We start from the raw sequence: 22,672 nt of genomic DNA on the forward strand, positions 1-22,672 counted from the left end.
GACAATATTTATGAGTATTGGTATTGGAATCGTTATAGGTTTAATTATTGGTGCGATCGCCACTTATTTTTTAAGTGCCTCTGCTGCTCAAAGGAAGCTACACAGTGCAGAAAGTAAGTTAGAACGGACAGAAAAAGCTCTAGCAGAAGCTGAGACGCAATTGCAAGAAGGACAGCAAGCTCCCTCACAACTGCAAGAAATTGAACAACTACATCAAAGTAAGCTCCGGCAAATGGAGCAAATGTATCAAGCCAAAGCCGAAGAACTGGCCCAGGCACAAGGTACAATCGGACAATTAGAGTTATTAGCGTCTCGTATTCAAGAAATCGAACAACTAGAAGCCCAAGTCAGAGAAACAGAACAAATTTATCAAACCCGCATTCAAGAAACGGAACAATCTTATCAAACCCGTATCCAACAAATTGAGCAAGCTTATCAAGGCCAAATTCGAGAATTACAGCAAGCTCAAGGGAATTCTCAAAATTTAGAAGACACCCAAGCCAGGATTCAAGAAATAGAACAAGCGTATCAGACGCAAATTCAGGAATTACAGCAAGCTCATCAACAGGCGATCGCCGATTTAGCCCAAGCTCATCTAACCCAGCTAGAAGAGATAGATCACGCACATCAAACTCAACTGAGAGAAATTGAATCTACTTATCAAACCCAAATTCTCGAACTACAACAAGCTCATGAAGAAGAGATTCAAAGCTTGGAAAAACCAACAGTGATCTCTAATGAATCTCCTGCAGAAACCATGGGTGTAGAAGAAAGCATGATGGGAGTAGGGGGATTAGCTAATTTAGAGGAATTAGCTACCTCTGAAGAAACCAGCTTAGACAGGGAAAAATCAGAACATTTCTTCTCAAATGAAACCGAGGAGTTAGCAGAATTTGAAAATAGATCAGAGACTGATAACTTTTTAGAAGAAATTAGTATGACGGAAACCGAAATCGAAACTGATAACTTCTTAGAAGAAATTAGTATGACAGTAACGGAAACCGAAACCGAAACTGATAACTTCTTAGAAGAAATTAGTATGACAGTAACGGAAACCGAAACTGATAACTTCTTAGAAGAAATTAGTATGACAGTAACGGAAACCGAAACTGATAACTTCTTAGAAGAAATTAGTATGACGGAAACCGAAACTGAAACTGATAACTTCTTAGAAGAAATTAGTATGACAGTAACGGAAACTGAAAGCGAAACTGATAACTTCTTAGAAGAAATTAGTATGACGGAAACCAAAACCGAAACTGATAACTTCTTAGAAGAATTAACTATCGCCGAAGGAACAATAGTAAACGAATCCGAATCAAATCCTGATATTGAGTTATTATCAGCACTTCAAGACGAAGAAATAGAAAAACTTGAGTTAGATAATCCTATCGAGGACAATCATCAAGCCATCAATGGTTTATTTCAAGAGGAAGAAAGCAAACCTGACTTAGACTTCTTGGAGATGATGCCAACCGAAGAAGAAACAACAGGCAGTTTAGAAGTTTCTGCCGCGGCCAACGAAAAAGATCCCTTTGCTGATATTTTTGGCTCAGACGATGAAAAGAACCCTGTCGATCCTAACGATCCCTTTGCTGAGCTTTTAGGTGAGGGTGGTGATCAACCGGATGAGGAATTTCTCAACTTCTTACAAGCAGATGAACCCGTTAATTTGAAGGCAAATGAGTCCATAAAACCAGGAGAAAGTGCAGACTGGGATGATTTATTTGATGATAATACCATTCAAAATGGGCATTTAGATGATTCCTTTCTGATGGAAGAAATGCTCGAATCAGCGAAAACTCACACATCTTCCTAAAGTTTTCTGATCAGCTTAAGTACGGGAGAGCCAAAGGCAAAAAATCGGGAGCAAATTATTGTATCCCGATTTTTTAATGGAGCTTGCCAAAAAAGAAGCTAAAATTTTTCCTGATATCTCTTGGCATCATGACAAATTAACGCTATCATTAACCAGCCCTGATTTGAGTAAGGGATTTTGCTAACTGGAAAAATGGGAATAATCAACCCCAGTATCAACCGAAAAGGGATACTGAAAATTTTAGCTAGGTGATCGATCTTCTCCAAAAGCTCAGGGTCTAGGATAGAGAAACTACTGTCGGTTATCAACCCATGTCCTCACCGCCTGATATCATGACTGCCGTGCCTATTCCCCGCCAGCCTACTCCCAAAACAGACACAATGACTCGTAGCCCCAAAGCAGAGTCAACCCCCGTTTTTGCCCTAAAAGAACTGGTTGCCAGCTTATATCGAGAGCAAAATAAAATTCAAAATTTGTTAAGTTCTCTAGGATTTGCCCTACGAAGCTTTAACAACCTTAATCAATTTTTAGAACTGACTCCCTTAATGGCAGCCAGGGTGACAGATGCTGATGGCAGTGCCTTGGTGTTATATAAAACCCAAGGTCAAGTTTCCTTAGAACAATTACATTGCCAAGATCATCAAACCGCCCAAGCCATTAGACAGGCCATTACCCAAATTATTGATCAAACGAATCATCAGCTTGTTCCCCCCGCTTTACCCCTTTCCTTAGATGAACAAATTCGTCAAGCACTGGGAACAAGAATTCGGCTGTATAGTACGCCGATCCTGGTGAAAAATATTGAACGGGGAAGAATTTACGTCTTTAGTACCGATCCAGAATATATCTGGACACAAACTAGACGGAAATTGCTTCAGTTAGTAGCCGATCAAACCGCTGTTGCGATCGCCAATAATGAATTAACCGTAGAACTTCGTTCCAAAGAAAGACAAGATCGAGAACTGGAAATTGCTTCAGAAATTCAATTGCGTTTGTTGCCTCGTCAATGCCCGATCATTCAAGGGGTAGAATTAGCCGCCCGTTGTCAAACCGCCAACCGAGTCGGGGGTGACTATTATGATTTTATTGCCACTAATTACGATCAGCTACGTCAAGATCAAGAAATTAAGAAGGGCGATCCTACTACCTGTGTGCCTTGGAGCATTGTGATCGGTGATGTCATGGGAAAAGGGGTTCCTGCGGGCTTAATTATGACCATGACGAGGGGAATGTTGAGGGCCGAAGTCTTAAACCGTCACTCTCCCGCCCAGATTCTGCAACATCTCAATCGGGTGATGTATGCTGATTTAGACAATTCTCACCGCTTTGTCACTCTCTTTTATTCAGAATATAATCCCCAAACGCGGATTCTCTCCTATAGTAATGCCGCTCATAATCCCCCTTTCTTGTGGCAAGGAACTAGCCAAACCATCACTAAACTGGATACAGAAGGGATGTTAATTGGTTTAGATCCCGATTCTGAGTATGAAGATGGCCGCGTTCAATTAACCCCCGGTGATATCATCCTCTACTATACCGATGGCTTTACCGATGCGGTTAATCAAAAAGGTCAACGCTTTGATGAAGAAAATCTGATACGAGTCTTTGAAGAAGGATGTCAAAAATATGAGCATCCTCAAAACATTCTTGAATATTTATTTAAGGAAATCGAGGCATTTATTGGTTCAGGCAATAATAACAGTGATGACATGACCTTAGTGGTTATGCAGATAAAATCATCGCCCTAAGCGATTACTTTAGGAAAGTCCTCATGCTCTTGTTTGATCCGAGTATCCATCTCGCCATGCCTCATCTCGTTTCCTGGCCAGACAATGTATCCTTACTTAGTAACCCTTGGGTTGAGTTAGGTCACTTGTTCGCCCAAAGAATTGAAGATCCAGATATCATCGGCAAATTTCAGAAGTCCTGGAGAAACTTCATTGAATCGGGACAAGTTTGGGCTTTAGGGATTGGATTTGTGATTGGCTATATGTTTCGGTCGTTTACTGCCTAATAACTTAAGTAAACCAGATTATTAATTGCGAAAAAGGTTAACCGTGATAGAAAAAAAGACTTGGAGCGATCGTTTTGAAGGTAGCTTGCACCCCGCTATTGTTGAATTTAACGCAAGCATTAGCTTTGATATCGAACTGATTGAATACGATTTGACGGGTTCGATCGCTCATGGCAAAATGCTGGCCAAAACAGGTATTATCTCCGAGCAAGAAGCCCAACAATTGGTCAATGGGTTAGAACAAATTCGTCAAGAATACCGCGCCGGTAACTTTAATCCCGGTATTGACCAAGAAGATGTTCATTTTGCCGTTGAGCGACGGTTGACGGAAATTGTTGGGGATGTGGGGAAAAAACTCCATACAGCGCGATCCCGTAACGATCAGGTGGGAACGGATATCCGCCTCTATTTACGGGATCAAATCACCCAAATTCGTGGCTACATTCGGGAATTTCAGCAAGTTTTACTGAATCATGCTCAAGAAAATGTGGAAACTCTGATTCCTGGTTATACTCATCTACAACGGGCCCAACCCATTAGCCTCGCTCATTATCTCTTAGCCTATTTTCAGATGGCACAAAGAGACTGGGAACGATTAGGGGAAATTTATCAGCGTACCAATATATCCCCTTTGGGATGTGGGGCCTTGGCCGGAACCACTTTTCCCATTGATCGCCATTACAGCGCGGAATTATTGGGTTTCCAGGAGGTTTATGGCAATAGTTTAGATGGGGTGAGTGATCGGGATTTTGCCATTGAATTTCTCAATGCGGCCAGTTTAATTATGGTGCATCTCAGTCGCTTGAGTGAGGAGATGATTCTTTGGTCTTCCCAAGAATTCGGGTTTATCAGTTTAACTGATAGTTGTGCCACTGGATCAAGTATTATGCCCCAAAAGAAAAATCCTGATGTTCCTGAGTTAGTAAGGGGCAAAGCGGGGCGTGTTTTTGGACATTTACAGGGGATGTTGGTCTTAATGAAGGGATTACCCCTAGCCTATAATAAAGACCTCCAAGAAGACAAGGAAGCTATCTTTGATGGGGTAAAAACCGTTAAAGCTTGCTTAGAAGCGATGACCATTTTATTAGGAGAAGGGATTAAGTTTCGTCATGAAAGATTAGCCCAAGCAGTAGCCGAAGACTTTTCTAATGCGACGGATGTGGCTGATTATTTAGCAGCAAGAGGAGTTCCTTTCCGTGAGGCTTATAATTTAGTGGGAAAGGTGGTTAAAAGTAGCTTAGCGGCAGGTAAATTACTCAAAGATTTAACCCTGGAAGAGTGGCAGGAATTACATCCTAAATTTGAGGCCGATATTTATGAAGCGATCGCCCCTAAACAGGTGGTAGCTGCCCGTAACAGCTATGGTGGAACGGGGTTTGAGCAAATTCGTCAAGCCATTGAAAGAGCAAAAACTCAACTTGAAGGATAATTTTAATAGACTAGGGGCCAACGGTTGTTGGCCCTTGACCCTAATCTCCCCCTTCCCTCAGACTCTTGCTATAATTAACCGCGCTGGCCTTTCAATTATTTTATTAGTCAAATATTAGTCAAAATGGGTCAATTGTGGCGATATATTAAGACTGTGATGGGGATTATTTTTCGACATCCCATTACAGGGGCAACTATCATTCCTATCTTACCGGATGGGCGTATTGTTTTGATTCGACGACAAGATACGGGAAAATGGGGACTACCAGGGGGAATTGTTGATTGGGGTGAAGATCTGCTGACGACTATTCCACGAGAGTTAAAAGAAGAAACGGGGTTAGAATTGGTGAAAATTTGTCGGTTGGTTGGGGTTTATTCGTCCCCTAATCGTGATCCGAGAATTCATTCAATTTCTGTTTTAGTAGAAGCGGAAGTGACGGGAATCATGGCAGCAATAGATAAGTTAGAAGTGCTAGAAGTTGAAGCCTTTTCCCGCGATCAATTACCTTTGGGTAATCTTAGCCATGATCATGACCGCCAGTTAAGGGATTATTTACAAGGATTAACAGTTTTGGCTTAAAACTCCGCTTGTTTCCACCTATTTCTATGTGAGGAGACCACTGGGAACTTTAATTTCCCTTAAAAATAGGACTGACATCACCCATGATCCCTGGTTATTCTTAAAGAGATCATCAACAACTTTTGAGAATAAGACAATGAAGATTATGGGTGTTACTGTCGATCTAAACCTCTGGGCAACTTTAGCCTTAGATACCTGTCCAGATTGTGAAAATCATGGACTTACCCTTAACAGTCAAGCAGAATTAGCTGCTATTTTAGCTTGTCCAAAATGCGGCGCAACCTATTGGATTTCCCCGATTAGAAATAGAGGAGCCTGGAAAATTAACACAATTGATCAGCAACTTTTTTAATAGAAAATTACCCAAAAAGAGCAGATAAAACCTAGAGCCATTAGGGGATTAATTTGACATAAACCTATCAAAATTAATACCCAAGCAACACTCTTAAAGGTAACTCGCTTTTCTTTGTCTAGATCCATCATGATTGTAACCAATTCCTTAATTGTAGAGTTTGCTTAAGCTATTCCATACTGCCTAGTCTCCCCACAGCAACTCAACTGACAACTGCGATCAAGTTTCTCTTTTAATCAACTCTGACCATCTTCAATACCCTCAAAACCAAAGAAGATAGTCTGGCTTATTGATAGTATTCCCCATCAAGAGCGTAAAGCGATCGCCTTAACTAATTAATTTCCAGCTTTTCCAGCATGAAAGACAAGCGAAGGGATCGGCATCCGAAAAATCCTCTAAGCTTCAGGATTAATCAGGCACAATTTAATTGAAAATTGTTGATTTTCTTGAATTTATATAAACTAGATTTTTGACACTCCCCGACCTAAAGGTACGGGGATTCTTCAATCAATGACCCGTCTTGCTGTCCCAGGACGAACCAACAACAGTAGAGGACAAATCTCCTGAAGCGTTCGGATCTAAGATCCAGGTTCCGACGTGACCCGTCGTACCCAAGGCTCGATTAAGAATATTAATAGCTGCGTTTTCATCACGATCTAATTGACACCCGCAAGCACAAATATGGGTTCTTGTAGATAAGGATTTTTTAACAACAGCACCACAATTAGAGCAATTTTGAGAAGTATATGCAGAGTTAACAGCAACAGTTACCATCCCCATTTTTACCCCAAAATATTCTAACCATTTTCTGAATTGATACCAACCAGCATCAACCCCCCAACCCCCCTTAGTAATGGGGGTTGGGGGGTGCTAAACAATGGTTTTTAACTAAGTTTTTAATCCTCAAATCTTCATAGGCGACCAAATCGTTAGATTGGATTACGCAACGGGCTAGTCTCTTAGCGTGTTCTTCACGTTGCCTACTTATTTTAAGGTGTTTACGACCAAGCTTATTAATGGCTTTTTTTCGGTTGATTGAGCCTTTCTTTTTACGAGAAACCCGACGTTGATAAAATCTTAGTCGTTCTTCCCCAGCTTGGTATTGATGTTTTTTTCCTTTGACTTTGAACTCGTAGACTATCATTTGACGCAAGACTTGTGAGCGTAAACTCAGTATAACATAAAATATTGAGACTGTGCGCCGTAAACGGCGGGGCTTGAACCCCTGATTTTTCGGTCATGGTTAAGAAACTAAATCTCTGGAGATCCCATCTATATCTCTAGAGCTAAATTTAAGTTATATTCCTATGGGTAACTATCATCCTGAGCCGCCTTTCTCCAGTGAGTTTGAACCAAATGCTCCCACTTTTGAACCCGCTAACCCAGAAGCGATTAACCCTGAGATCCTGACGGACGATGTGGTAGAGGAAACTATGTCATTAACGGAAGCGATCCCCTTGTCTATCGTAAAGGATCAGGATTCTCCCCTTAATCGAGACTGGTTTAACTTGGCCCGGAAACTACGGGGGCAAAATCGGGAATTACTCGATACTATTGTTAAATTAGAGCAGGCTTTGGCTATTTCTCGGCAACAACTTCAAGAGCAGATTCAGCGATCGCGTCAGACTGAGTCTCTCACCAGTGAACAAACCAGCCAACTCCAGACGACTCAGGCCCAAAATAGCAACCTACTCGAACAACTTCAATTATCTCAGCAAGAGGCCCAACGTCAACAATTTCAGATTCAAACCTTACAGCAACAGTTTAGAACCCTTCAAGAAACCTTTGCCCAACTCGAACGGGAATGCGCTTTACTCAAAGAAGAATCTCAAGATAAGACTAATCAGCTAATGGTGACTCAACGGCAGGTCAATGAATTACAGACCCGTCTCCAACGACAGCAGCGTTACACCCTACAGTATAAAGCCGCCTTGGATGAATGTTTAAGCAATTGTGCCAGAAAAGCCAAGACCCAAGCTGTCCCAACACCAACTGATTCTGTTGCTCCCTTGACTCCTAAAATTCTTCCGATTCAACCCTGGTCTGGTCAACCGGAAACCCCTGTTGAACAAGAATTATCTCAGTCTCAGTCGTCTAACCCAAAATCTTCAACGGATGCTATCGATCAAACCCTAGAACAGTTATTTTCTCTGACAGCCGATTCGTCTAAAATCGTTGAAAATCAAGAAGCTGTTGAAGCCAACTCATCTGCTGATGCTACCTCTCAAGAAATGGACTCACAGGTGGTTGATCATCCCCCTTCCTCCAGCAGTATTGTCTCATCCCCTCAATCATTAATCATTCATAGTCCAGTTCCCTTTAGTTTTAGTATTGATCGCAGTAAGAAGGAAGAAGCGGCCAAAGCTAAGGTTGATTTACCTGGTTTTTTGCCCCGACTATCAAAATAAAAAATATGTTAATAAGGAGCGAGGGACGAAGTTTCGTCCCTCAGTCAAAGGTTTAGCGTTCGCCTCTTTTATCTCGGTCTTGACGACGGCGATCGCGCCATTCTACAGTTGTTAGATAGAGAATACCGCCACTCACTAAAATGAGCAAGGCGAAGGCAGTGAGAAAGAGTATGTTGAGGATAGTTGATGTTTCCACGAGTCTAGAAGCCGTTCCGTCCCCAAACAACCATAGCAATAGACCAAGTAAATAAGGCTAAAATGCTAACCCAACCAAGAGCTAAAATATCCATAGCGATTTATGTCTAAAAAATGACGTGAGTGTTTCAAAACTACAGGAACTATGATACTTCTATTTGGTGAGCTTGTGGATAGTTGGGTTAATTGTTGTGTCAGATTTAGAACGCCTTGAATCGGTAAAAGCAGGATGTCTAGGTGCGATCGCCTTTACTGTCTCCTATCTTGTCACCTGGGGACTGAATTACGCTTTTTGGGCAAATAATTCTTTTGATCTTCTTTCTCTGGGATTAAAAATGGCGATCGCCTTAATTAGTGGCTTTCTATTTGCTGTTACTTATCGTTACATCATTCGTAATGATAATAATAGTCATCTTAAGGATGGTGCCGTGTTTGCTTTTGGGTTAGTACGGGGTTTAGTTCCGGTAGAAATGTCTACTAATTTTCTTGATAGTTTGGGACAATTAAGTTTATTAGGTATTGAAAGTATTGTCTGTTTTACGATTGCTCGTTTAACTCTAGATTTTGCCTTTCATCGTCGTTGGATTAAACCTTTTAATAGTTAAATTATGGATCTTCACGTTACCATTCAAGGACAAGGTTATCCAATTCTTTGTTTACATGGCCATCCTGGTTCTGGTCATAGTTTATCGGTGTTTACAGACCATCTTTCTCAACGGTTTTTAACCATATCTCCTGATTTAAGGGGTTATGGAAAAAGTCGTTATCAAAATCAGTTTGAAATGTTAGATCATCTCACAGATTTAATCAATTTATTAGATAATCAAAAAATTGAGAAATGTTTGTTATTAGGATGGTCTTTGGGAGGAATTTTAGCCTTAGAATTAGTTTTACGTTACCCGAAAAGGTTTACAGGATTAATTTTAATTGCTTCTGCTGCTCGTCCTTGGAGTAATCATCCTAGGGTAACGTCTCAAGCATTAATTTATGCAGGAATTGCTGGTGTTTTAAATTATTTTAACCCAGGTTGGCAATGGAATATTGAAACTTTTGGTAAGCGATCACTATTTCGTTATTTGATAGGTCAACAGACTTCTTTAGCTTATCAATATTTAGCTAAGTATGGCGTTAAAGCTTATTTAAAAACTTCTAAACAAGCTAATAAAGCTTTATCTAATGCCCTAAAATCTGGTTATAATCGTCTTGACGATTTACCTCAAATTGAGATTCCTTGTTTAGTTTTAGCGGGTTCAGAAGATCGTCATATTACGGCAATATCTAGTCAAGAAACTGCCAAAAAAATCAGCAATTCTCATTATATTTGTTATCCTGATACGGCTCATCTTTTTCCTTGGGAAATTCCTCAACAGGTTCTTACCGATATTGATAGCTGGTTGGCTAAGAATTGTACGATATCTCATTTCAGTTTAAATTCATAATTTGTTGACATAATTTAAGTTGGTTGAATAATTATTAACATTTAACGACATCAACCATTAAAAATATTGAATTATGTCTCTTAAATTGTATGATTTCCACAAAACATGACTTAAAGGCAGAAAAATCATGACAAGAAGAAATAGAGGTTTATTAGCTGACTTTCAAGACTTTATTATGCGGGGTAATGTCATTGACTTGGCACTAGCTGTTATCATTGGGGGAGCTTTTGGCAAAATTATCAATTCTCTTGTAGAGGATATTATTACACCTGTTATTCTTAATCCAGCGATGAAAGCTAGTGGAGTTGAGAAATTAAGTGAATTGTCAATTGCTGGGATTCAATATGGTTTATTTCTCGCTGCTATTCTCAACTTTTTAGTCATTGCTTTTTGTTTATTTTTGATAATTCGCTCTTTTGAAATGGCGAAAAAAAGATTAATTCGTCAAGAGGAAGCTATTGCAGAAGAACAGGTATCTCAAATCATAACTGATCAAGAAAGATTAATAACAGCAATGGAAAGATTAGCTGACACAATTGAAAGACAAAATCAATCTTCTTAAAAGGGAATGGGGAATAGGCAATAGGGAAAAATTAGAGTGTATCTTGTGAGTCTGAGAAACGCTATATATTATCAGGTAAATAATTAGTATCAAGGGTATTATTTATGCTAAAAGGGGAAGTTTTTGGGAAAATTTCAATAGATAACCCTGTTTCATCAGTAGCTAATTCTCTTGCATCTTGATAACATTCTGAAAAGACTTCACCATAATAGTTTTTTAGACTGGGACTGGTTTTAAATGCTTCTTTTAATCTTTTTCGATGTTCTCTAATTGTAAATAACCAGCTATTAGTTCGTTTTTCTGGTTGATATTGATATTTAAGAAGGTGCATCAGAAGAATTCTTAAATTACTGGTGACAGCTTTTTTCTCACTTCTTCCCATGTCTTCCATTTCTTCAATTAAATTATCTAAATCAATTGCATTGAATTTTTTATGCTGTAACAATTTAATGGTTTCTTGAACCCATAAATAATAATCTTTATCATATAAATCATTTTTTTGTTGGCTTTCTGATTCTACAATGTCTGATGTCATTTTTGGGCTTCCTCAATACACTATTACCCATTCTCTTTTTCACAAGAAAGTTCTAGTAAATTCTCAATTTTCTTAATATTAATATCCCCGGCAAGATAGCCAATACCACGATGTAAATGGAGTCTAAATTGATGAATTAGGGTTTCTTTCTCGGTTCCTAATCCATCTTGATAACAACGTTGTTTCAAAGCGATTAATAAAATATCTGCCATTTCTCCCCCAAAAACTCGCCAGGTCATTTCTACGTTACTGTCCAGAATAATTGGAACAGGAGAGGGAATACTAGGTTCCATTAAGGAACGACAAAACCCCCAACGACACAAGATATTCCACTGTTCTATTTTAGTATATCTTTTGAGTTTAATTAGTTGCTCTTTTGCCGTTTGTGAGAGACGTATTTGTTTAATGGGAGATTCCATTTTAATTAATAGTTAATCGTGATTAAAAAGTTAAACAATTTGAGCAAGTAAGAATATTTTAATCAGGATTTACCCATTCCCTTTTAATCTGGTATGGTTGTAAATCCTGAAGACGTTAATCAAACTGAGGCATTAAACGTAAAACTCCCATAGCCAAGCCTTCAGCATCGAGAGATTTTGCTTCAAAGACAGCTAACATATCCTGTAACTGAGGATTTCCGCGAGAACCCCCTGTTACTCCCATCGCCACAATTAACCCACAATAGCCCCCCGTTTGTTGACAGCGACGCTCCCATTTTTTACGAGCTTGGGTATGTTCGGGATCATCTTCCATAAATTCACCAAAAATGAATAAGGAACCGTTTCCTGCTTGTAAAATCCCTAAATCGTACATCATTTCTTCCCAAGGATCTTCCCCTGGGTTAAAACAAATTGCCTTGAGATCTCCCGCATCTTGTAGAGTTTGAATCATCTGTTTCGCTTTTGGTCGAGAGGTTTGCACCAAAATAACAGGGAGTCCTTCCCCTTTAGCGATCGCCCCTTGAGAGTGATAATAAGTTTTAGGATTATGTTGTAGACTTTCAATAATTTCCCAAGGGATCATGCCCAAACTCAAAAAAGCATTCTCAGGAATTAAATCATCGTGGATGGGTAATTGAACGTTACCGTCATCTTCATCGTCCTCATCCTCCATCTCTTCCAACATTTCCATAAATTCAGCCGTTAACTCAGGAAGAGTTGATACTTTTAGGGAAATCGACTCAGCTTCTTGAGTTTCTGAGGAGAGAGAAAAACGATAGGATTTTTGGATGTCTCCGATGGGATCATGATGCAAAGCTCTTTGATTGCGATCAAAGAAACGTAGAAAAGCTTGGAGAGAATAATAAACAATTTTAGCCTCATCCTCATCTAAAAAGGGCCGAATACCCTCATAAGGATGAATACTACCAAATTGAGGCCGCATTTCTTCTTCTTCCCCTTCCTCTGTCTCCTCCCAGTCAAAGGGATAATCATCCTCATGCTCATCCTCATCAGAGAAGTCGTCTTCGGATTCAAAATTTAAAAACCAACAGTCTTGTGCTAAAAAAGCTTGTTCTAGCTGATTGGTTGATTTTTCGCTTAATGCTGCTTGACGAAACTTTTTCAGGGACTCCAGAGAACGATAGAGGATTAAGCCATATTCTTGTCCAGACATCCCCATCACACAAATATAGATGGTATCAACTTCCCAACGATTGATTTCCACCGCAATAATGTCATGATCAGCCAACAAATCCCAAGGGGCCGCCTCTTCAACCTGCCTCGCCATCTCCAGCAGTAACGGTTCATAGTCTGGGGGAAGCACTGGGGGGCGAGTTTGTTCAACCTCGTCAAAACTACGAAACAGTTGGTCAATTAAGGGGAGATTTGGCACATAATCAATAGCAATGTCCAAACTTTGTAAGGCTCCCCGCAGGAAAAATTGTAATTCGCGGTTACGCACCACAATTTTTTGGGGGCGGGCTGGTTGGGCTGGACTGTGGGGATTTTCCATGGCCCGTAATAGGGTCCGCACGACGGCTTCGGGGCCAGCATCAGTGGGGGTAATATCCATCGCTCTCACCACCCCTTCCGAGCCATCCACCCAAATAATACATTCTTCTTCTGGGGGATTTTTTGAATCTGACATACCTCGAAGACCAGCGACAGAACGGCGATCGCCTTCCCAGACACTAGGAATCTGGGGGATTTTTTGAAGCCGACGTTTTGTGGTTTGAGGCAAATTATTCATACAACTCATGTTAGATGGAGTGAACCGATTTGGCACAGCAAAACCCAGTCCTGTGCAATCGTTAAATTGAGTAGCTTAGGGGCATACACCCAAAGTCTTCAACGCAACAGTCAGGAAGAGTTGCCCAAAGGTTATTATCTAGATTATATCCCTTTCTCAACTTTCCCTAAATCAAACTAACCTGGGTTTGGCCCCAGGAATTTGAGGATTAAACCACTTGATAAATAAAGCTTAAGGTTGACCAAGTGCGAAGAGCGAGGGCATAACTATCGGGGTTTGTGTCTAATAGTTCGCTCTTGACGGCACTGGCCGCATTTAAGTCTTGTAACAAGGATTGAGCAATTTCTAAGGGATTTTCTAAGGTCAGAATTTGGGCAGTATTGGCTTTAAATCCTGGGGATTTTTGCAAGGCCTTGAGGGTTTGTGCAAAAGGAGAAAGTGACGCAATCACTAAAATTTGCTCCCATCCTGGGGTTTGCGAAACTGTCCAAGTCAATCTGCTGGCGGGGGAGGGAACGATTTTTGTTACATCAGGGGCAATGACTGCCATGTTTTCTTCTTCTGTTTCTATGGCACTGAAGGGAGGAATATAAGCGATCGCTTGACCCCGACTATCGATCCCGACTATCACATAATAAAGGGACTTGTCCCCTCGATTTTCGAGACGATATTGTAAACGGCTGCCCCGTGAAACTTGGAGCAACCCGTTGGCCTCCGAAGCAACAGCCGTCAAAATTTCCTGTGATAGATGAAGGCTAGGGTTAGCTCCCGCCGTTCTGGTAGTTTGGCGTTGTACTAAGGGCTGGGGGTTAGGATCAAGCCCTTCCAGGGTGACAAGCCAGGGCAGTTGGGAGGAGCCTTCATTGAGGGTTAAGCCCCATAATTTCGCAGCTAATAGTCGTTCCAGGGTGGGATGTAACCGTTCAACGGCTGATTTAATGGCTTCTCCTGACTTGCCAAGAGTATTGGGCAGCAGAACGCCTCCAGGCAGAAATAAGCCATATTGTTCTAGGGTGGTTGAGTCTGAGTCTGAGCCTTCTGGGGGGGGAGTTGATGAGGATTTCACCCCTAAAACGCAGTCAGCCGCTTGTTCTCCGCTAGTAATCACCGAGGAAACAATGGTAATGGCAGAAAAGGCACTGGTCGCATCAACCCGTTCAATTCGCTGTAATCCTTGATCTAAAGCAACAGTTAGCCCTAGGGTTCGGGGCAAACAGCGGATGGTTTCTTGGAGAAGTTGCCCGACTTCTAGGGGGTATTGGGGGGCCTGCTCAGGATTAAGATAACGGACTTTGCCTTTTAATCCTTCACGAGAACGCAGTTGCAACACCACTGAGGGGGTAGACAGAAGGCGGAAACAGGAATTTAGCCCGTAGTGTCGCAAAATGGGGGCCTGTATTCCTGTGAGTTTTACGCTGGCAGTGCTGGGATCTTCAATGCCATTGATTACGGCTTCGGCCCCTTGATTAATGGTGGGCAGTAGGTAATAGGTAAAGAGAGGTTGTTTGGGGTTGTTGCCTTTTTCGGGTTGTTGTTGTTCCCCCAGAAGCGGGATAATTTGTTCTCTGGTTTTGTTTAAAGTAACATTGACTTGACTGGCGGGGCTGACTTCCCACAAGTATTGGGTAAGGGCGTAGGTAAATAGGCCCGCACTAAATCCATTGCCTTTAATTTCGGCGGCGACTTGCTCATTTCCAGCAGCACATAGCACAATACCAGGCATGGACAAAGCTTGATCCTTAGGAGTATTTTTTTTGAGTTGACTTTTCAGTTGAGTTTGAAAGGCTAGTTCTTCTGGGTTAATTTGTAGGCTAGCATAGGGGAAGGAACGCACCCGTAAATTACTTGGCAGAGTTGGGCTGACAGGATGATAACTGGTGTCTAAGACGAGGGTCAGTTTTTCTGTGGCCAGTGATCGCCCTAATAAGATTAAGGTGTCTTCGAGAATATTATCCGTGGTCGGGGTTCCTTGGTTCAAAAGTATCCCATCCCTAGGAATCAATCCCCTTACTTGTCCCTCAGTGACAGTGAGAGCCACTTCAGGGGACACTTTAACCTGATTCCCATAGCCGCTAAAGTGGAAGATAACTACGTCTCCGGCTTTAGCTTGGGTCACTAAATGTTCTAAAAAGGCGGTTTCGATACCTTCACGGGTGGCCTGTTTTCCCGTCAAGGTAAGAATATCTTGAGGTTGAAACCCAAAGCGATAGATCAATAATTCTCTTTGTCGTTCGACATCCGTTAGACATCCTTTGAGGTCAAAATCCTCGGCATAATCATTAATTCCTACCAATAAGGCCAGTTTACGGTGGGTGGGTTCTGCTAGGGTTTGATAGTATTGGTCTAATTTATTTCTGTTGTTTAGCCATCCCAGGCTCCCTTGACCGACCCCCCAGGTGAGTAAGGTCTGTAAAAAAGTCCGCCGATCCCATTTCATGGTTCCTGTCTGCTCTCTTGGGAAGATACCCTAATAGTCTAATGTTTCCAGGGAGTTAGGGTGAAAAATCTGCGGTTATTTTCTGCCTAACTCCCTGATTTACTGTTTTAGCCCTGCATGGCTTTGATCAATTCTGCTGCCACTTCTGGCCGAGAAAATTCTGGAGGGGGCATTTCTCCCCGTCGTAGCATTTCCCTGACTTTGGTGCCTGATAGATGAATTCGTTCTTCTTTCTCACTGGGACTGGTTTTGGTGGTGGCCATTTGTTGAGTCCGTTTACAATAGAAAGCGTGTTCAAACTTCATTGGCACAATGCCCAAGGCATCTGGGGCAAATTCATCAAAGATATATTGAGCATCGTAGGTTCCATAATAATCCCCCACACCAGCATGATCCCGTCCGACGATAAAGTGGGTACAGCCATAATTTTTACGAATTAGGGCATGAAAAATGGCTTCTCTGGGGCCGGCATAGCGCATGGCTGAGGGATTAATGGCTAAAATTACCCGATCTTTGGGGAAATAACCATCCATCATGATTTCATAACAACGCATCCGCACATCAGCCGGAATATCGTCGCTTTTGGTGGCACCAACTAAGGGGTGCAAAAACAGGCCATCAACGATTTCTAAGGCGCATTTTTGAATATATTCATGGGCCCGATGAATGGGGTTACGGGTTTGAAATCCGACAACGGTTGCCCATCCTCTCTCTTTAAATAATTGCCGAGATTGGGCGGGATCAATTTGATATTTAGGAAATAAGGGATGCTCATCTCGCTGTAATAACCATACTGGCCCGGCTAAATTAACTGCCCCTTGCTCATGAACGACTTTAACCCCTGGATGTTTGATGTCATCGGTTCGGTAAACGTTAACAGCTTCGTGGGTTTTGTTGTAGTGATATTTCTGAGTTAATTCTAAAACTCCAATAAAGTTACCTTCGGGATCATCCAATCTTACCCAATTCCCTTCTTTAAGGGAGTCAGCCACGTCTTCGCTAACAGATAAGGTAACAGGAATTGCCCAAGGTATGCCATTGGTCAAGTGCATTTGTTCGACTACGGTTTCATAGTCGGCCCGTTCCATAAACCCTTTGAGGGGACTAAACCCTCCAATGGCGATCATTACCAGATCAGAGGTTGCTCGCTCGTCTAGAGTAATTCTGGGCAATTGATCCCCTTGGGCTAGAAATTCTTGCCGTTCAGCAGGGGTGGCGATACGATTAATTAATTGACCGCCATGGGGTGCAATTCCATCTATTGGTGTGTTCATAATATTTTGTGATAGCTGCCAGGATTTATCGTACCAGGGACTGAGAACCTTTGGGTTAACTGTTTGGTTTTTATCTTCGTAAATTTCGATATGATTAATTTAGCATGGTGTCCTAACCCCTTAATGGACTCCATTCTGGTTTTCAGTTGTTCCCCATTTCAGGAAAAGTCTCCAACATGAATGTGATGGTCGTTGATGATGAACAAGATATAACCCTCTTGTTTAAGCAAAAGTTTAGAAAAGAAATCAAACAAAAAAAACTTGATTTTTCTTTTGTATTTTCCGCAGAGGATGCCTTAACTTCTCTCCAGGAAAATGATAATCATTTAATTCTTATTTTGGCGGATATTAATATGCCAGGCATGAATGGGTTAGAGTTATTAAAGATTATTAAACAAGAGTATCCCCAAATTAAAGTATTTATGATCACGGCCTATGGGGATGAAATTAATTATCAAACTGCCCTCGAATATGGGGCAGATGATTATCTGACTAAACCTCTTCAATTTGAGCATTTGAAAGAGAAAATTCATCATTTAATTTAAGATTTTCTAAATAAATATTATGGAAGTTCCCAAAATTTTGGTTGTTGATGATGAATCCGATCTTGAATTATTAATCAGACAAAAATTCAGGAAAAAATTGCGTCAAAAACAGGTTGAGTTTGTCTTTGCTCATAATGGAATAGAAGCGATAGAAAAAATACAAACTCATGGGGACATTGATATTGTTCTCACGGATATTTATATGCCAGAAATGGATGGTTTAACACTTTTAAGTAAGCTCACAGAAATTGATCCAATTATCAAAGCGATTATTATCTCAGCTTATGGTGATCTTGATAATATTCGGGCAGCTATGAACCGAGGAGCTTTTGATTTTTTGACTAAACCAATTGATTTTAAAGATTTAGAAATTACCACGAATAAAACCCTTAATCATGTCCAGCAAATGAAAGCCGCTTTAGCACAAGAAAAAGCCGCTAGAGAGGCCCAAGAACAATTATTAAAAGATCTCACACAAGAAGTTAATAAACGTCAAAAAGTTGAAGAAGCTTTACGTCTCAATGAGCAACAATTGACCCAATTTTTAGCGGCTGTTCCCGTCGGAATTTTTATTATTGATGGTCAAGGTTATCCCTATTATGCGAATGAACAAGCACAACAAATATTCGGACAACAACTTCTCAAGAATTTAAACCTTGAAGAATTACACAAAATCTATCAACCTTATTGCTTAACGACAGGAAAAAAATATCCAATTCATGACCTGCCAATTTTTCGCGCTTTACAAGGACAAAATCATACTATTTCTGATCTAGAAATTCGTCATGAAAATAGCCGAATTCCCTTAGAAGTTTTGGCGAGGCCAATTTACGACCAAGAAGGAAATATTGCCTATGCGATCGCTGCTTTTCAAGATATTACTCAACGGCAACAAGCGGAGGCCGAACGACTTCATTTTATCCAAGAATTAGCGCAAAAAAATCTTGATTTACAACAAACAAAAGAGCAATTATCTCAATACAGTCAAACTTTAGAAAAAAACGTCAAAGAAAGGACTCAAGAACTAACAGAAACCTTAGAAATACTCAAAGCAACTCAAGCAGAATTAGTCATTGAAAATGCTTTATTAAGAACAGAAGAAAAGTTATCAACTTATGATTATCAAGTGGGGGGTAGTTTGCCGATGGATGCCCCGACTTATGTGGTTCGTTCGGCTGATCGTTATCTCTATAAAGCCTTAAAATCAGGAGAATTTTGTTATATTTTAAATGCACGACAAATGGGTAAATCTAGTTTAAGGGTGCAAATAATGAAACGATTACAAGCAGAAAAATTTGCTTGTGCTGCCATTGATTTATCAGAAATTGGCAATCGGAAACTTACCATAGAACAATGGTATGCAGGATTTATTTATATGTTAATTAGTAATTTAGATTTAATTGATAAAATTGATTTTAGAAATTGGTGGAAAGCTCATGATTTTTTATCTCCTCTCCAACGCTTAGGTGAATTTATACAAACGGTTGTTTTAAAACATATTTCTGAAAAAATTATTATTTTTATTGATGAAATTGACAGTGTTTTAAGTCTTGATTTTGCTATTGATGACTTTTTTATTTTTCTGAGAACCTGTTATAATAAAAGAGTAGATAATCCCGATTATAAACGTCTAACTTTTGCTTTGTTGGGGGTTGTAAGTCCATCTCAATTACTCCAAGATAAACAAAGAACACCCTTTAATATTGGTCAAGCTATTCCATTACAAGGGTTTCAACTTCATGAAGCACAACCTTTATTACAAGGTTTAAAATCAAAGGTAAGTCGTCCCCAAGCGGTTTTAAAATCGGTTTTATATTGGACGAATGGCCAACCCTTTTTAACTCAAAAGCTTTGTCAATTAATTCGTAATTCTCAGGAAGAAATTCCCGAAAACAAAGAAAGTCAATGGGTAGAAAAATTAGTGCGATCGCAAATTATAGAAAATTGGGAATCTCAAGATGAACCCGAACATTTAAGAACCATTCGTGACCGAATTTTACAAAGTCCTATAAATCGTACTGAATTATTAAAACGCTATCAAAATATTTTACAGCAACCAGACTGTTTAACCTTGGATGAAGAAGAAGAAAGAGAATTAATTTTATCGGGTTTAGTGATTAAAAATAACCAATGTCTGACTATTCATAACCCTATTTATACAGAAATTTTTGATAAGAATTGGATTGAGAGATATTTATAATATAGACAAGATAGGGAGATTTTTGATATTAAGTAAGGTGGGCATTGCCCACCCTACAAGGAATGAATAATTATCCATTATCCATTGTCAATTATTAATCACTTTCTCCGCCAAGAAACTTGGGGTAAAATCTGTTCTTTATCCACTCGCTCAATATATTTTGTCGCAAAATTCAACAAAGAATCAAGGAGAGAATCAGAGAGATAATGAGGTTGTAACCCTAAGTCTAATAACTTAGTATTCTTAGCGTTGAAATAGTGTTCTTCTAACTCAACTCTGGGATTTTCTAAGTGATTAATGTCTACATTTAATCCTAAAGAGTTACCCGCTTTCTTCACCATCAAGGCTAAATCCCCAATACTGAATAATTCAGTAAACTGGTTAAAGACGCGGAATTGTCCGGTATCAGCAGGGTTTGCGATCGCTAATTCCACACAGCGCACTGTATCCCGAATATCTAAAAATCCTCTGGTTTGGCCACCTTTACCATAAACTGTTAAAGGATGACCAATCGCTGCTTGAATACAGAAACGGTTTAAAGCTGTGCCAAATACCCCATCATAGTCGAGACGGTTAATTAGCATTTCATCCATGCCCGTTTCTTCCGTTAACACCCCATAAACCACCCCTTGGTTTAAATCAGTGGCCCGGAGTCCCCAAATTTTACAAGCAAAATGGATATTATGACTATCATGTACCTTACTTAAATGATAGAAACTGCCAGGCTGTTTGGGATAGGGTAAGGTATCTGTCCGTCCATTGTGTTCAATGGTAATATACCCTTCTTCAATATCAATATTGGGAGTCCCATATTCTCCCATGGTTCCCAGTTTAACCAGGTGACAGTCGGGAAAATCTTCTTTCATGGCGTAGAGAATATTCAGCGTCCCTACCACATTATTTACCTGGGTAAAAACTGCGTGTTCTCTGTCTATCATGGAATAGGGAGCGGAACGTTGTTCCCCAAAATGGACGATGGCCCCAGGCTCAAACTCATGTAACGCTTGACTTAAGAAGCTATAGTCTGTAATATCTCCCACAAACAGATCAATGGTTTTCCCTGTTAAACCTTGCCAACGTTGAATGCGCTTCTGAATGGGGGCAATGGGCGTTAAAGTATCTACCCCTAATTGTGAGTCCCAATATCGCCGACTCAAATTGTCGAGAATACCAACTTCATAGCCTTTGTTGGAAAGATGTAGGGCGGTTGCCCAACCGCAATAACCGTCACCGCCAATAACCAGAACTTTCATACTGACTCAATAAATAACTTTGTCAATTTTTGGTAAATGTACCAGATCTTGGTACTTCCTAGACCAATAGTTTTGTGCCTAATAGGTCAGTCTATCATCTTCTAAGGAACGGTTTACGATGAATCTTTAGATTGGTGTTTATTTCATGCTCCAAGCGGCGATCGCCAAACTTCCCCAACCAATGAGAAAGGCCGCTCCACCAATGGGAGTAACGGCTCCTAACCATTTTATCCCTGTTAAACTGAGGGCGTAAAGACTGCCAGAAAAGATCAAAATACCGATAATAAAGGCATATCCGGCACTGATCATGGTCATTGGTGGGGTTTCTAAGCGGGTTAAAAATAGGGCAACTAATAGTAAGGCTAGGGCATGATACATCTGATATTTTGTCCCTGTCTCAAAGATTTCTAAAGCGCGATCGCTTAATGTATCTTTTAAAGCATGACTAGCAAAGGCTCCCCCCGCAACGGATAAACCTGCTAAAACTGATCCTATTAAGAGAAAAATTCTCACCATTTAATTATTCCTAATCATTGATTATTCAAGTTAATTTTAAGTTTCATTGACTAAATCAGAAAAATAATCTTCTGCCAGAATAACATTATTATTGATAAACTGTTGTCGAGATTCAGGAGACAGAAAGATATTTGTATTTTTACTTTGTTCTAATTGTCTTTTCATATTATTCATAGCAAAAGACTTCGTATATTCATTAGGTAATCCATAGGTAAAGAAAATAGATAATCTTTCACCAAATAGCTTGTCATAGATATTTTTAAGATGTTTTTTAGATTGATCAGGAGGAATTTTAAATATTTTATTAAGGGCTTTTTGTAATAATTGATTGGGTTTTTGCCAAGAGGGATAAGGAATAATATCTCGTTGGCCTGTATGAGTTAATCTCACATCAAAAACAATAATATCTCCAGCTTTTGTCGGTATATAAAATTCTTCTCCATCATCAATTTTAGGCAATTCATGAGAACCTTTTCTAACTGTTAATCCTCCTTTATTATTATCATGATCTTGTAAATATATAGCTACTTTATACACTTTACAAGCTTCTTCATTATAGGTAGGATAACCAAAGTATCCTCCTTCCATCACCGTCAGACCATCATCTTTATGCCATGCTGATAAAGTTCGACTATGAATGTCACAATGACTGGTAAACATAATATTATTTTGACCCAGTAATTCACTCATTACTGCTAAAATTTTAGGATGATAAAATATCCAGTTAACATCAGGAACTTGAACAGCAGCATTCGGTTGTGTTAAACCAGAAGCAAAGGGTACACCTTGAAGCAGAAAATAATTTCTAACAGTTTCTCTTAGTCTTTTTATTTCATTTGCAGAAAGAATATTTTTAACAATTACATAACCGTTAGTTTCAATGATTTGGGTGATATTGTCTTTTGTTGTTATCATAATTAATTTA

General features: G+C 40.0%; 22 protein-coding genes and 1 pseudogene. 12 read left to right on the forward strand and 11 right to left on the reverse strand.

Translation table 11 applies throughout. The features are described 5' to 3' along the window. Positions 1–10: 10 nt before the first annotated feature. The 6 genes from VB715_RS06160 to VB715_RS06185 all read left to right on the forward strand — a co-directional run bounded on the left by VB715_RS06160 (position 11) and on the right by VB715_RS06185 (position 6,193). Complete coding sequence (locus tag VB715_RS06160) at positions 11–1,819, forward strand: hypothetical protein (RefSeq protein WP_323300321.1); 1,809 nt, start codon at positions 11–13, stop codon at positions 1,817–1,819. A gap of 332 nt (positions 1,820–2,151) precedes the next feature. Further along, on the forward strand, positions 2,152–3,567 hold the full coding sequence (locus VB715_RS06165) for a PP2C family protein-serine/threonine phosphatase (protein WP_416336913.1): 1,416 nt from the start codon (positions 2,152–2,154) through the stop codon (positions 3,565–3,567). Between the two features lie 23 nt (positions 3,568–3,590). Further along, positions 3,591–3,833, forward strand: coding sequence for a hypothetical protein (locus VB715_RS06170; protein ID WP_323300322.1), 243 nt, complete (start codon positions 3,591–3,593; stop codon positions 3,831–3,833). A gap of 43 nt (positions 3,834–3,876) precedes the next feature. Next, positions 3,877–5,262, forward strand: coding sequence for an argininosuccinate lyase (argH, locus tag VB715_RS06175; protein WP_323300323.1), 1,386 nt, complete (start codon positions 3,877–3,879; stop codon positions 5,260–5,262). A 123-nt stretch (positions 5,263–5,385) separates the two neighbouring features. Next, positions 5,386–5,841 carry an NUDIX hydrolase gene (locus VB715_RS06180; RefSeq protein ID WP_323300324.1) on the forward strand — a complete coding sequence of 152 codons (456 nt, stop codon included), beginning with the start codon at positions 5,386–5,388 and terminating at the stop codon, positions 5,839–5,841. Positions 5,842–5,977: 136 nt separating this feature from the next. Continuing rightward, complete coding sequence (locus VB715_RS06185; protein ID WP_323300325.1) at positions 5,978–6,193, forward strand: hypothetical protein; 216 nt, start codon at positions 5,978–5,980, stop codon at positions 6,191–6,193. Between the two features lie 484 nt (positions 6,194–6,677). Here the strand turns inward: VB715_RS06185 and VB715_RS06190 are convergent. Next, positions 6,678–7,286: pseudogene (locus VB715_RS06190) on the reverse strand (RNA-guided endonuclease InsQ/TnpB family protein); the annotation flags it as partial. A 214-nt stretch (positions 7,287–7,500) separates the two neighbouring features. On the opposite strand from VB715_RS06190, the gene VB715_RS06195 reads away from it, so the two are divergent. Continuing rightward, positions 7,501–8,601: a hypothetical protein gene (locus VB715_RS06195; RefSeq protein WP_323300326.1), complete on the forward strand. Its 1,101-nt coding sequence runs from the start codon at positions 7,501–7,503 to the stop codon at positions 8,599–8,601. A gap of 52 nt (positions 8,602–8,653) precedes the next feature. Here VB715_RS06195 and VB715_RS06200 read toward each other — a convergent pair whose 3' ends face one another. Continuing rightward, positions 8,654–8,797: a hypothetical protein gene (locus VB715_RS06200; protein WP_323300327.1), complete on the reverse strand. Its 144-nt coding sequence runs from the start codon at positions 8,795–8,797 to the stop codon at positions 8,654–8,656. 4 nt (positions 8,798–8,801) lie between these two features. After that, positions 8,802–8,891: a cytochrome b6-f complex subunit PetN gene (gene petN / locus VB715_RS06205; RefSeq protein ID WP_323289469.1), complete on the reverse strand. Its 90-nt coding sequence runs from the start codon at positions 8,889–8,891 to the stop codon at positions 8,802–8,804. A gap of 96 nt (positions 8,892–8,987) precedes the next feature. On the opposite strand from petN, the gene VB715_RS06210 reads away from it, so the two are divergent. The 3 genes from VB715_RS06210 to mscL all read left to right on the forward strand — a co-directional run bounded on the left by VB715_RS06210 (position 8,988) and on the right by mscL (position 10,797). Beyond that, complete coding sequence (locus VB715_RS06210) at positions 8,988–9,401, forward strand: hypothetical protein (protein ID WP_323300328.1); 414 nt, start codon at positions 8,988–8,990, stop codon at positions 9,399–9,401. Positions 9,402–9,404: 3 nt separating this feature from the next. Continuing rightward, the gene (locus tag VB715_RS06215; protein ID WP_323300329.1) at positions 9,405–10,235 is read left to right on the forward strand and encodes an alpha/beta hydrolase; all 831 of its coding nucleotides are present in this window, start codon (positions 9,405–9,407) and stop codon (positions 10,233–10,235) included. Between the two features lie 127 nt (positions 10,236–10,362). Beyond that, positions 10,363–10,797, forward strand: coding sequence for a large conductance mechanosensitive channel protein MscL (gene mscL / locus VB715_RS06220; protein WP_323300330.1), 435 nt, complete (start codon positions 10,363–10,365; stop codon positions 10,795–10,797). Between the two features lie 61 nt (positions 10,798–10,858). Here the strand turns inward: mscL and VB715_RS06225 are convergent, their stop codons facing one another. The 5 genes from VB715_RS06225 to sat form a co-directional block, all read right to left on the reverse strand. Then, positions 10,859–11,332: a DUF29 domain-containing protein gene (locus VB715_RS06225; protein WP_323300331.1), complete on the reverse strand. Its 474-nt coding sequence runs from the start codon at positions 11,330–11,332 to the stop codon at positions 10,859–10,861. Positions 11,333–11,355: 23 nt separating this feature from the next. Further along, a complete protein-coding gene (gene dndE / locus VB715_RS06230) occupies positions 11,356–11,751 on the reverse strand; it encodes a DNA sulfur modification protein DndE (RefSeq protein ID WP_323300332.1) in 396 nt (131 codons plus the stop codon). A 115-nt stretch (positions 11,752–11,866) separates the two neighbouring features. Then, a complete protein-coding gene (locus VB715_RS06235) occupies positions 11,867–13,522 on the reverse strand; it encodes a DUF6930 domain-containing protein (RefSeq protein ID WP_323300333.1) in 1,656 nt (551 codons plus the stop codon). A gap of 208 nt (positions 13,523–13,730) precedes the next feature. Then, on the reverse strand, positions 13,731–15,959 hold the full coding sequence (locus VB715_RS06240; RefSeq protein ID WP_323300334.1) for a caspase family protein: 2,229 nt from the start codon (positions 15,957–15,959) through the stop codon (positions 13,731–13,733). 107 nt (positions 15,960–16,066) lie between these two features. Further along, a complete protein-coding gene (sat, locus tag VB715_RS06245; RefSeq protein ID WP_323300335.1) occupies positions 16,067–17,233 on the reverse strand; it encodes a sulfate adenylyltransferase in 1,167 nt (388 codons plus the stop codon). Positions 17,234–17,409: 176 nt separating this feature from the next. Between sat and VB715_RS06250 the strand changes: the two genes are divergently transcribed. After that, entirely contained in the window at positions 17,410–17,778 is a 369-nt protein-coding gene (locus VB715_RS06250) for a response regulator (RefSeq protein ID WP_323300336.1), read from the forward strand. Between the two features lie 19 nt (positions 17,779–17,797). Next, a complete protein-coding gene (locus VB715_RS06255; RefSeq protein ID WP_323300337.1) occupies positions 17,798–19,978 on the forward strand; it encodes an AAA-like domain-containing protein in 2,181 nt (726 codons plus the stop codon). 98 nt (positions 19,979–20,076) lie between these two features. Here VB715_RS06255 and VB715_RS06260 read toward each other — a convergent pair whose 3' ends face one another. The 3 genes from VB715_RS06260 to VB715_RS06270 form a co-directional block, all read right to left on the reverse strand. Then, positions 20,077–21,231: a UDP-sulfoquinovose synthase gene (locus VB715_RS06260; RefSeq protein ID WP_323300338.1), complete on the reverse strand. Its 1,155-nt coding sequence runs from the start codon at positions 21,229–21,231 to the stop codon at positions 20,077–20,079. A 138-nt stretch (positions 21,232–21,369) separates the two neighbouring features. Beyond that, positions 21,370–21,747 (reverse strand): DUF423 domain-containing protein, encoded by a 378-nt coding sequence (locus VB715_RS06265; protein ID WP_323300339.1) that lies wholly within the window; start codon positions 21,745–21,747, stop codon positions 21,370–21,372. A gap of 36 nt (positions 21,748–21,783) precedes the next feature. Then, positions 21,784–22,662: a phytanoyl-CoA dioxygenase family protein gene (locus VB715_RS06270; protein WP_323300340.1), complete on the reverse strand. Its 879-nt coding sequence runs from the start codon at positions 22,660–22,662 to the stop codon at positions 21,784–21,786. Between the last annotated feature and the right edge of the window lie 10 nt (positions 22,663–22,672).

It is taken from the genome of Crocosphaera sp. UHCC 0190 (assembly GCF_034932065.1).
Classification (GTDB): Bacteria; Cyanobacteriota; Cyanobacteriia; order Cyanobacteriales; family Microcystaceae; genus UHCC-0190.

What these genes read in the sequence shown, in the direction of transcription:
- VB715_RS06160 (WP_323300321.1), top strand. Translation starts at nt 11, where the DNA reads ATGAGTATTGGTATTGGAATCGTTATAGGTTTAATTATTGGTGCGATC.
- VB715_RS06165 (WP_416336913.1), top strand. Translation starts at nt 2,152, where the DNA reads ATGACTGCCGTGCCTATTCCCCGCCAGCCTACTCCCAAAACAGACACA.
- VB715_RS06170 (WP_323300322.1), top strand. Translation starts at nt 3,591, where the DNA reads ATGCTCTTGTTTGATCCGAGTATCCATCTCGCCATGCCTCATCTCGTT.
- VB715_RS06180 (WP_323300324.1), top strand. Translation starts at nt 5,386, where the DNA reads ATGGGTCAATTGTGGCGATATATTAAGACTGTGATGGGGATTATTTTT.
- VB715_RS06185 (WP_323300325.1), top strand. Translation starts at nt 5,978, where the DNA reads ATGAAGATTATGGGTGTTACTGTCGATCTAAACCTCTGGGCAACTTTA.
- VB715_RS06195 (WP_323300326.1), top strand. Translation starts at nt 7,501, where the DNA reads ATGGGTAACTATCATCCTGAGCCGCCTTTCTCCAGTGAGTTTGAACCA.
- petN (WP_323289469.1), bottom strand. Translation starts at nt 8,891, where the DNA reads ATGGATATTTTAGCTCTTGGTTGGGTTAGCATTTTAGCCTTATTTACT.
- VB715_RS06215 (WP_323300329.1), top strand. Translation starts at nt 9,405, where the DNA reads ATGGATCTTCACGTTACCATTCAAGGACAAGGTTATCCAATTCTTTGT.
- mscL (WP_323300330.1), top strand. Translation starts at nt 10,363, where the DNA reads ATGACAAGAAGAAATAGAGGTTTATTAGCTGACTTTCAAGACTTTATT.
- VB715_RS06225 (WP_323300331.1), bottom strand. Translation starts at nt 11,332, where the DNA reads ATGACATCAGACATTGTAGAATCAGAAAGCCAACAAAAAAATGATTTA.
- dndE (WP_323300332.1), bottom strand. Translation starts at nt 11,751, where the DNA reads ATGGAATCTCCCATTAAACAAATACGTCTCTCACAAACGGCAAAAGAG.
- VB715_RS06235 (WP_323300333.1), bottom strand. Translation starts at nt 13,522, where the DNA reads ATGAATAATTTGCCTCAAACCACAAAACGTCGGCTTCAAAAAATCCCC.
- VB715_RS06240 (WP_323300334.1), bottom strand. Translation starts at nt 15,959, where the DNA reads ATGAAATGGGATCGGCGGACTTTTTTACAGACCTTACTCACCTGGGGG.
- sat (WP_323300335.1), bottom strand. Translation starts at nt 17,233, where the DNA reads ATGAACACACCAATAGATGGAATTGCACCCCATGGCGGTCAATTAATT.
- VB715_RS06250 (WP_323300336.1), top strand. Translation starts at nt 17,410, where the DNA reads ATGAATGTGATGGTCGTTGATGATGAACAAGATATAACCCTCTTGTTT.
- VB715_RS06255 (WP_323300337.1), top strand. Translation starts at nt 17,798, where the DNA reads ATGGAAGTTCCCAAAATTTTGGTTGTTGATGATGAATCCGATCTTGAA.
- VB715_RS06260 (WP_323300338.1), bottom strand. Translation starts at nt 21,231, where the DNA reads ATGAAAGTTCTGGTTATTGGCGGTGACGGTTATTGCGGTTGGGCAACC.
- VB715_RS06265 (WP_323300339.1), bottom strand. Translation starts at nt 21,747, where the DNA reads ATGGTGAGAATTTTTCTCTTAATAGGATCAGTTTTAGCAGGTTTATCC.
- VB715_RS06270 (WP_323300340.1), bottom strand. Translation starts at nt 22,662, where the DNA reads ATGATAACAACAAAAGACAATATCACCCAAATCATTGAAACTAACGGT.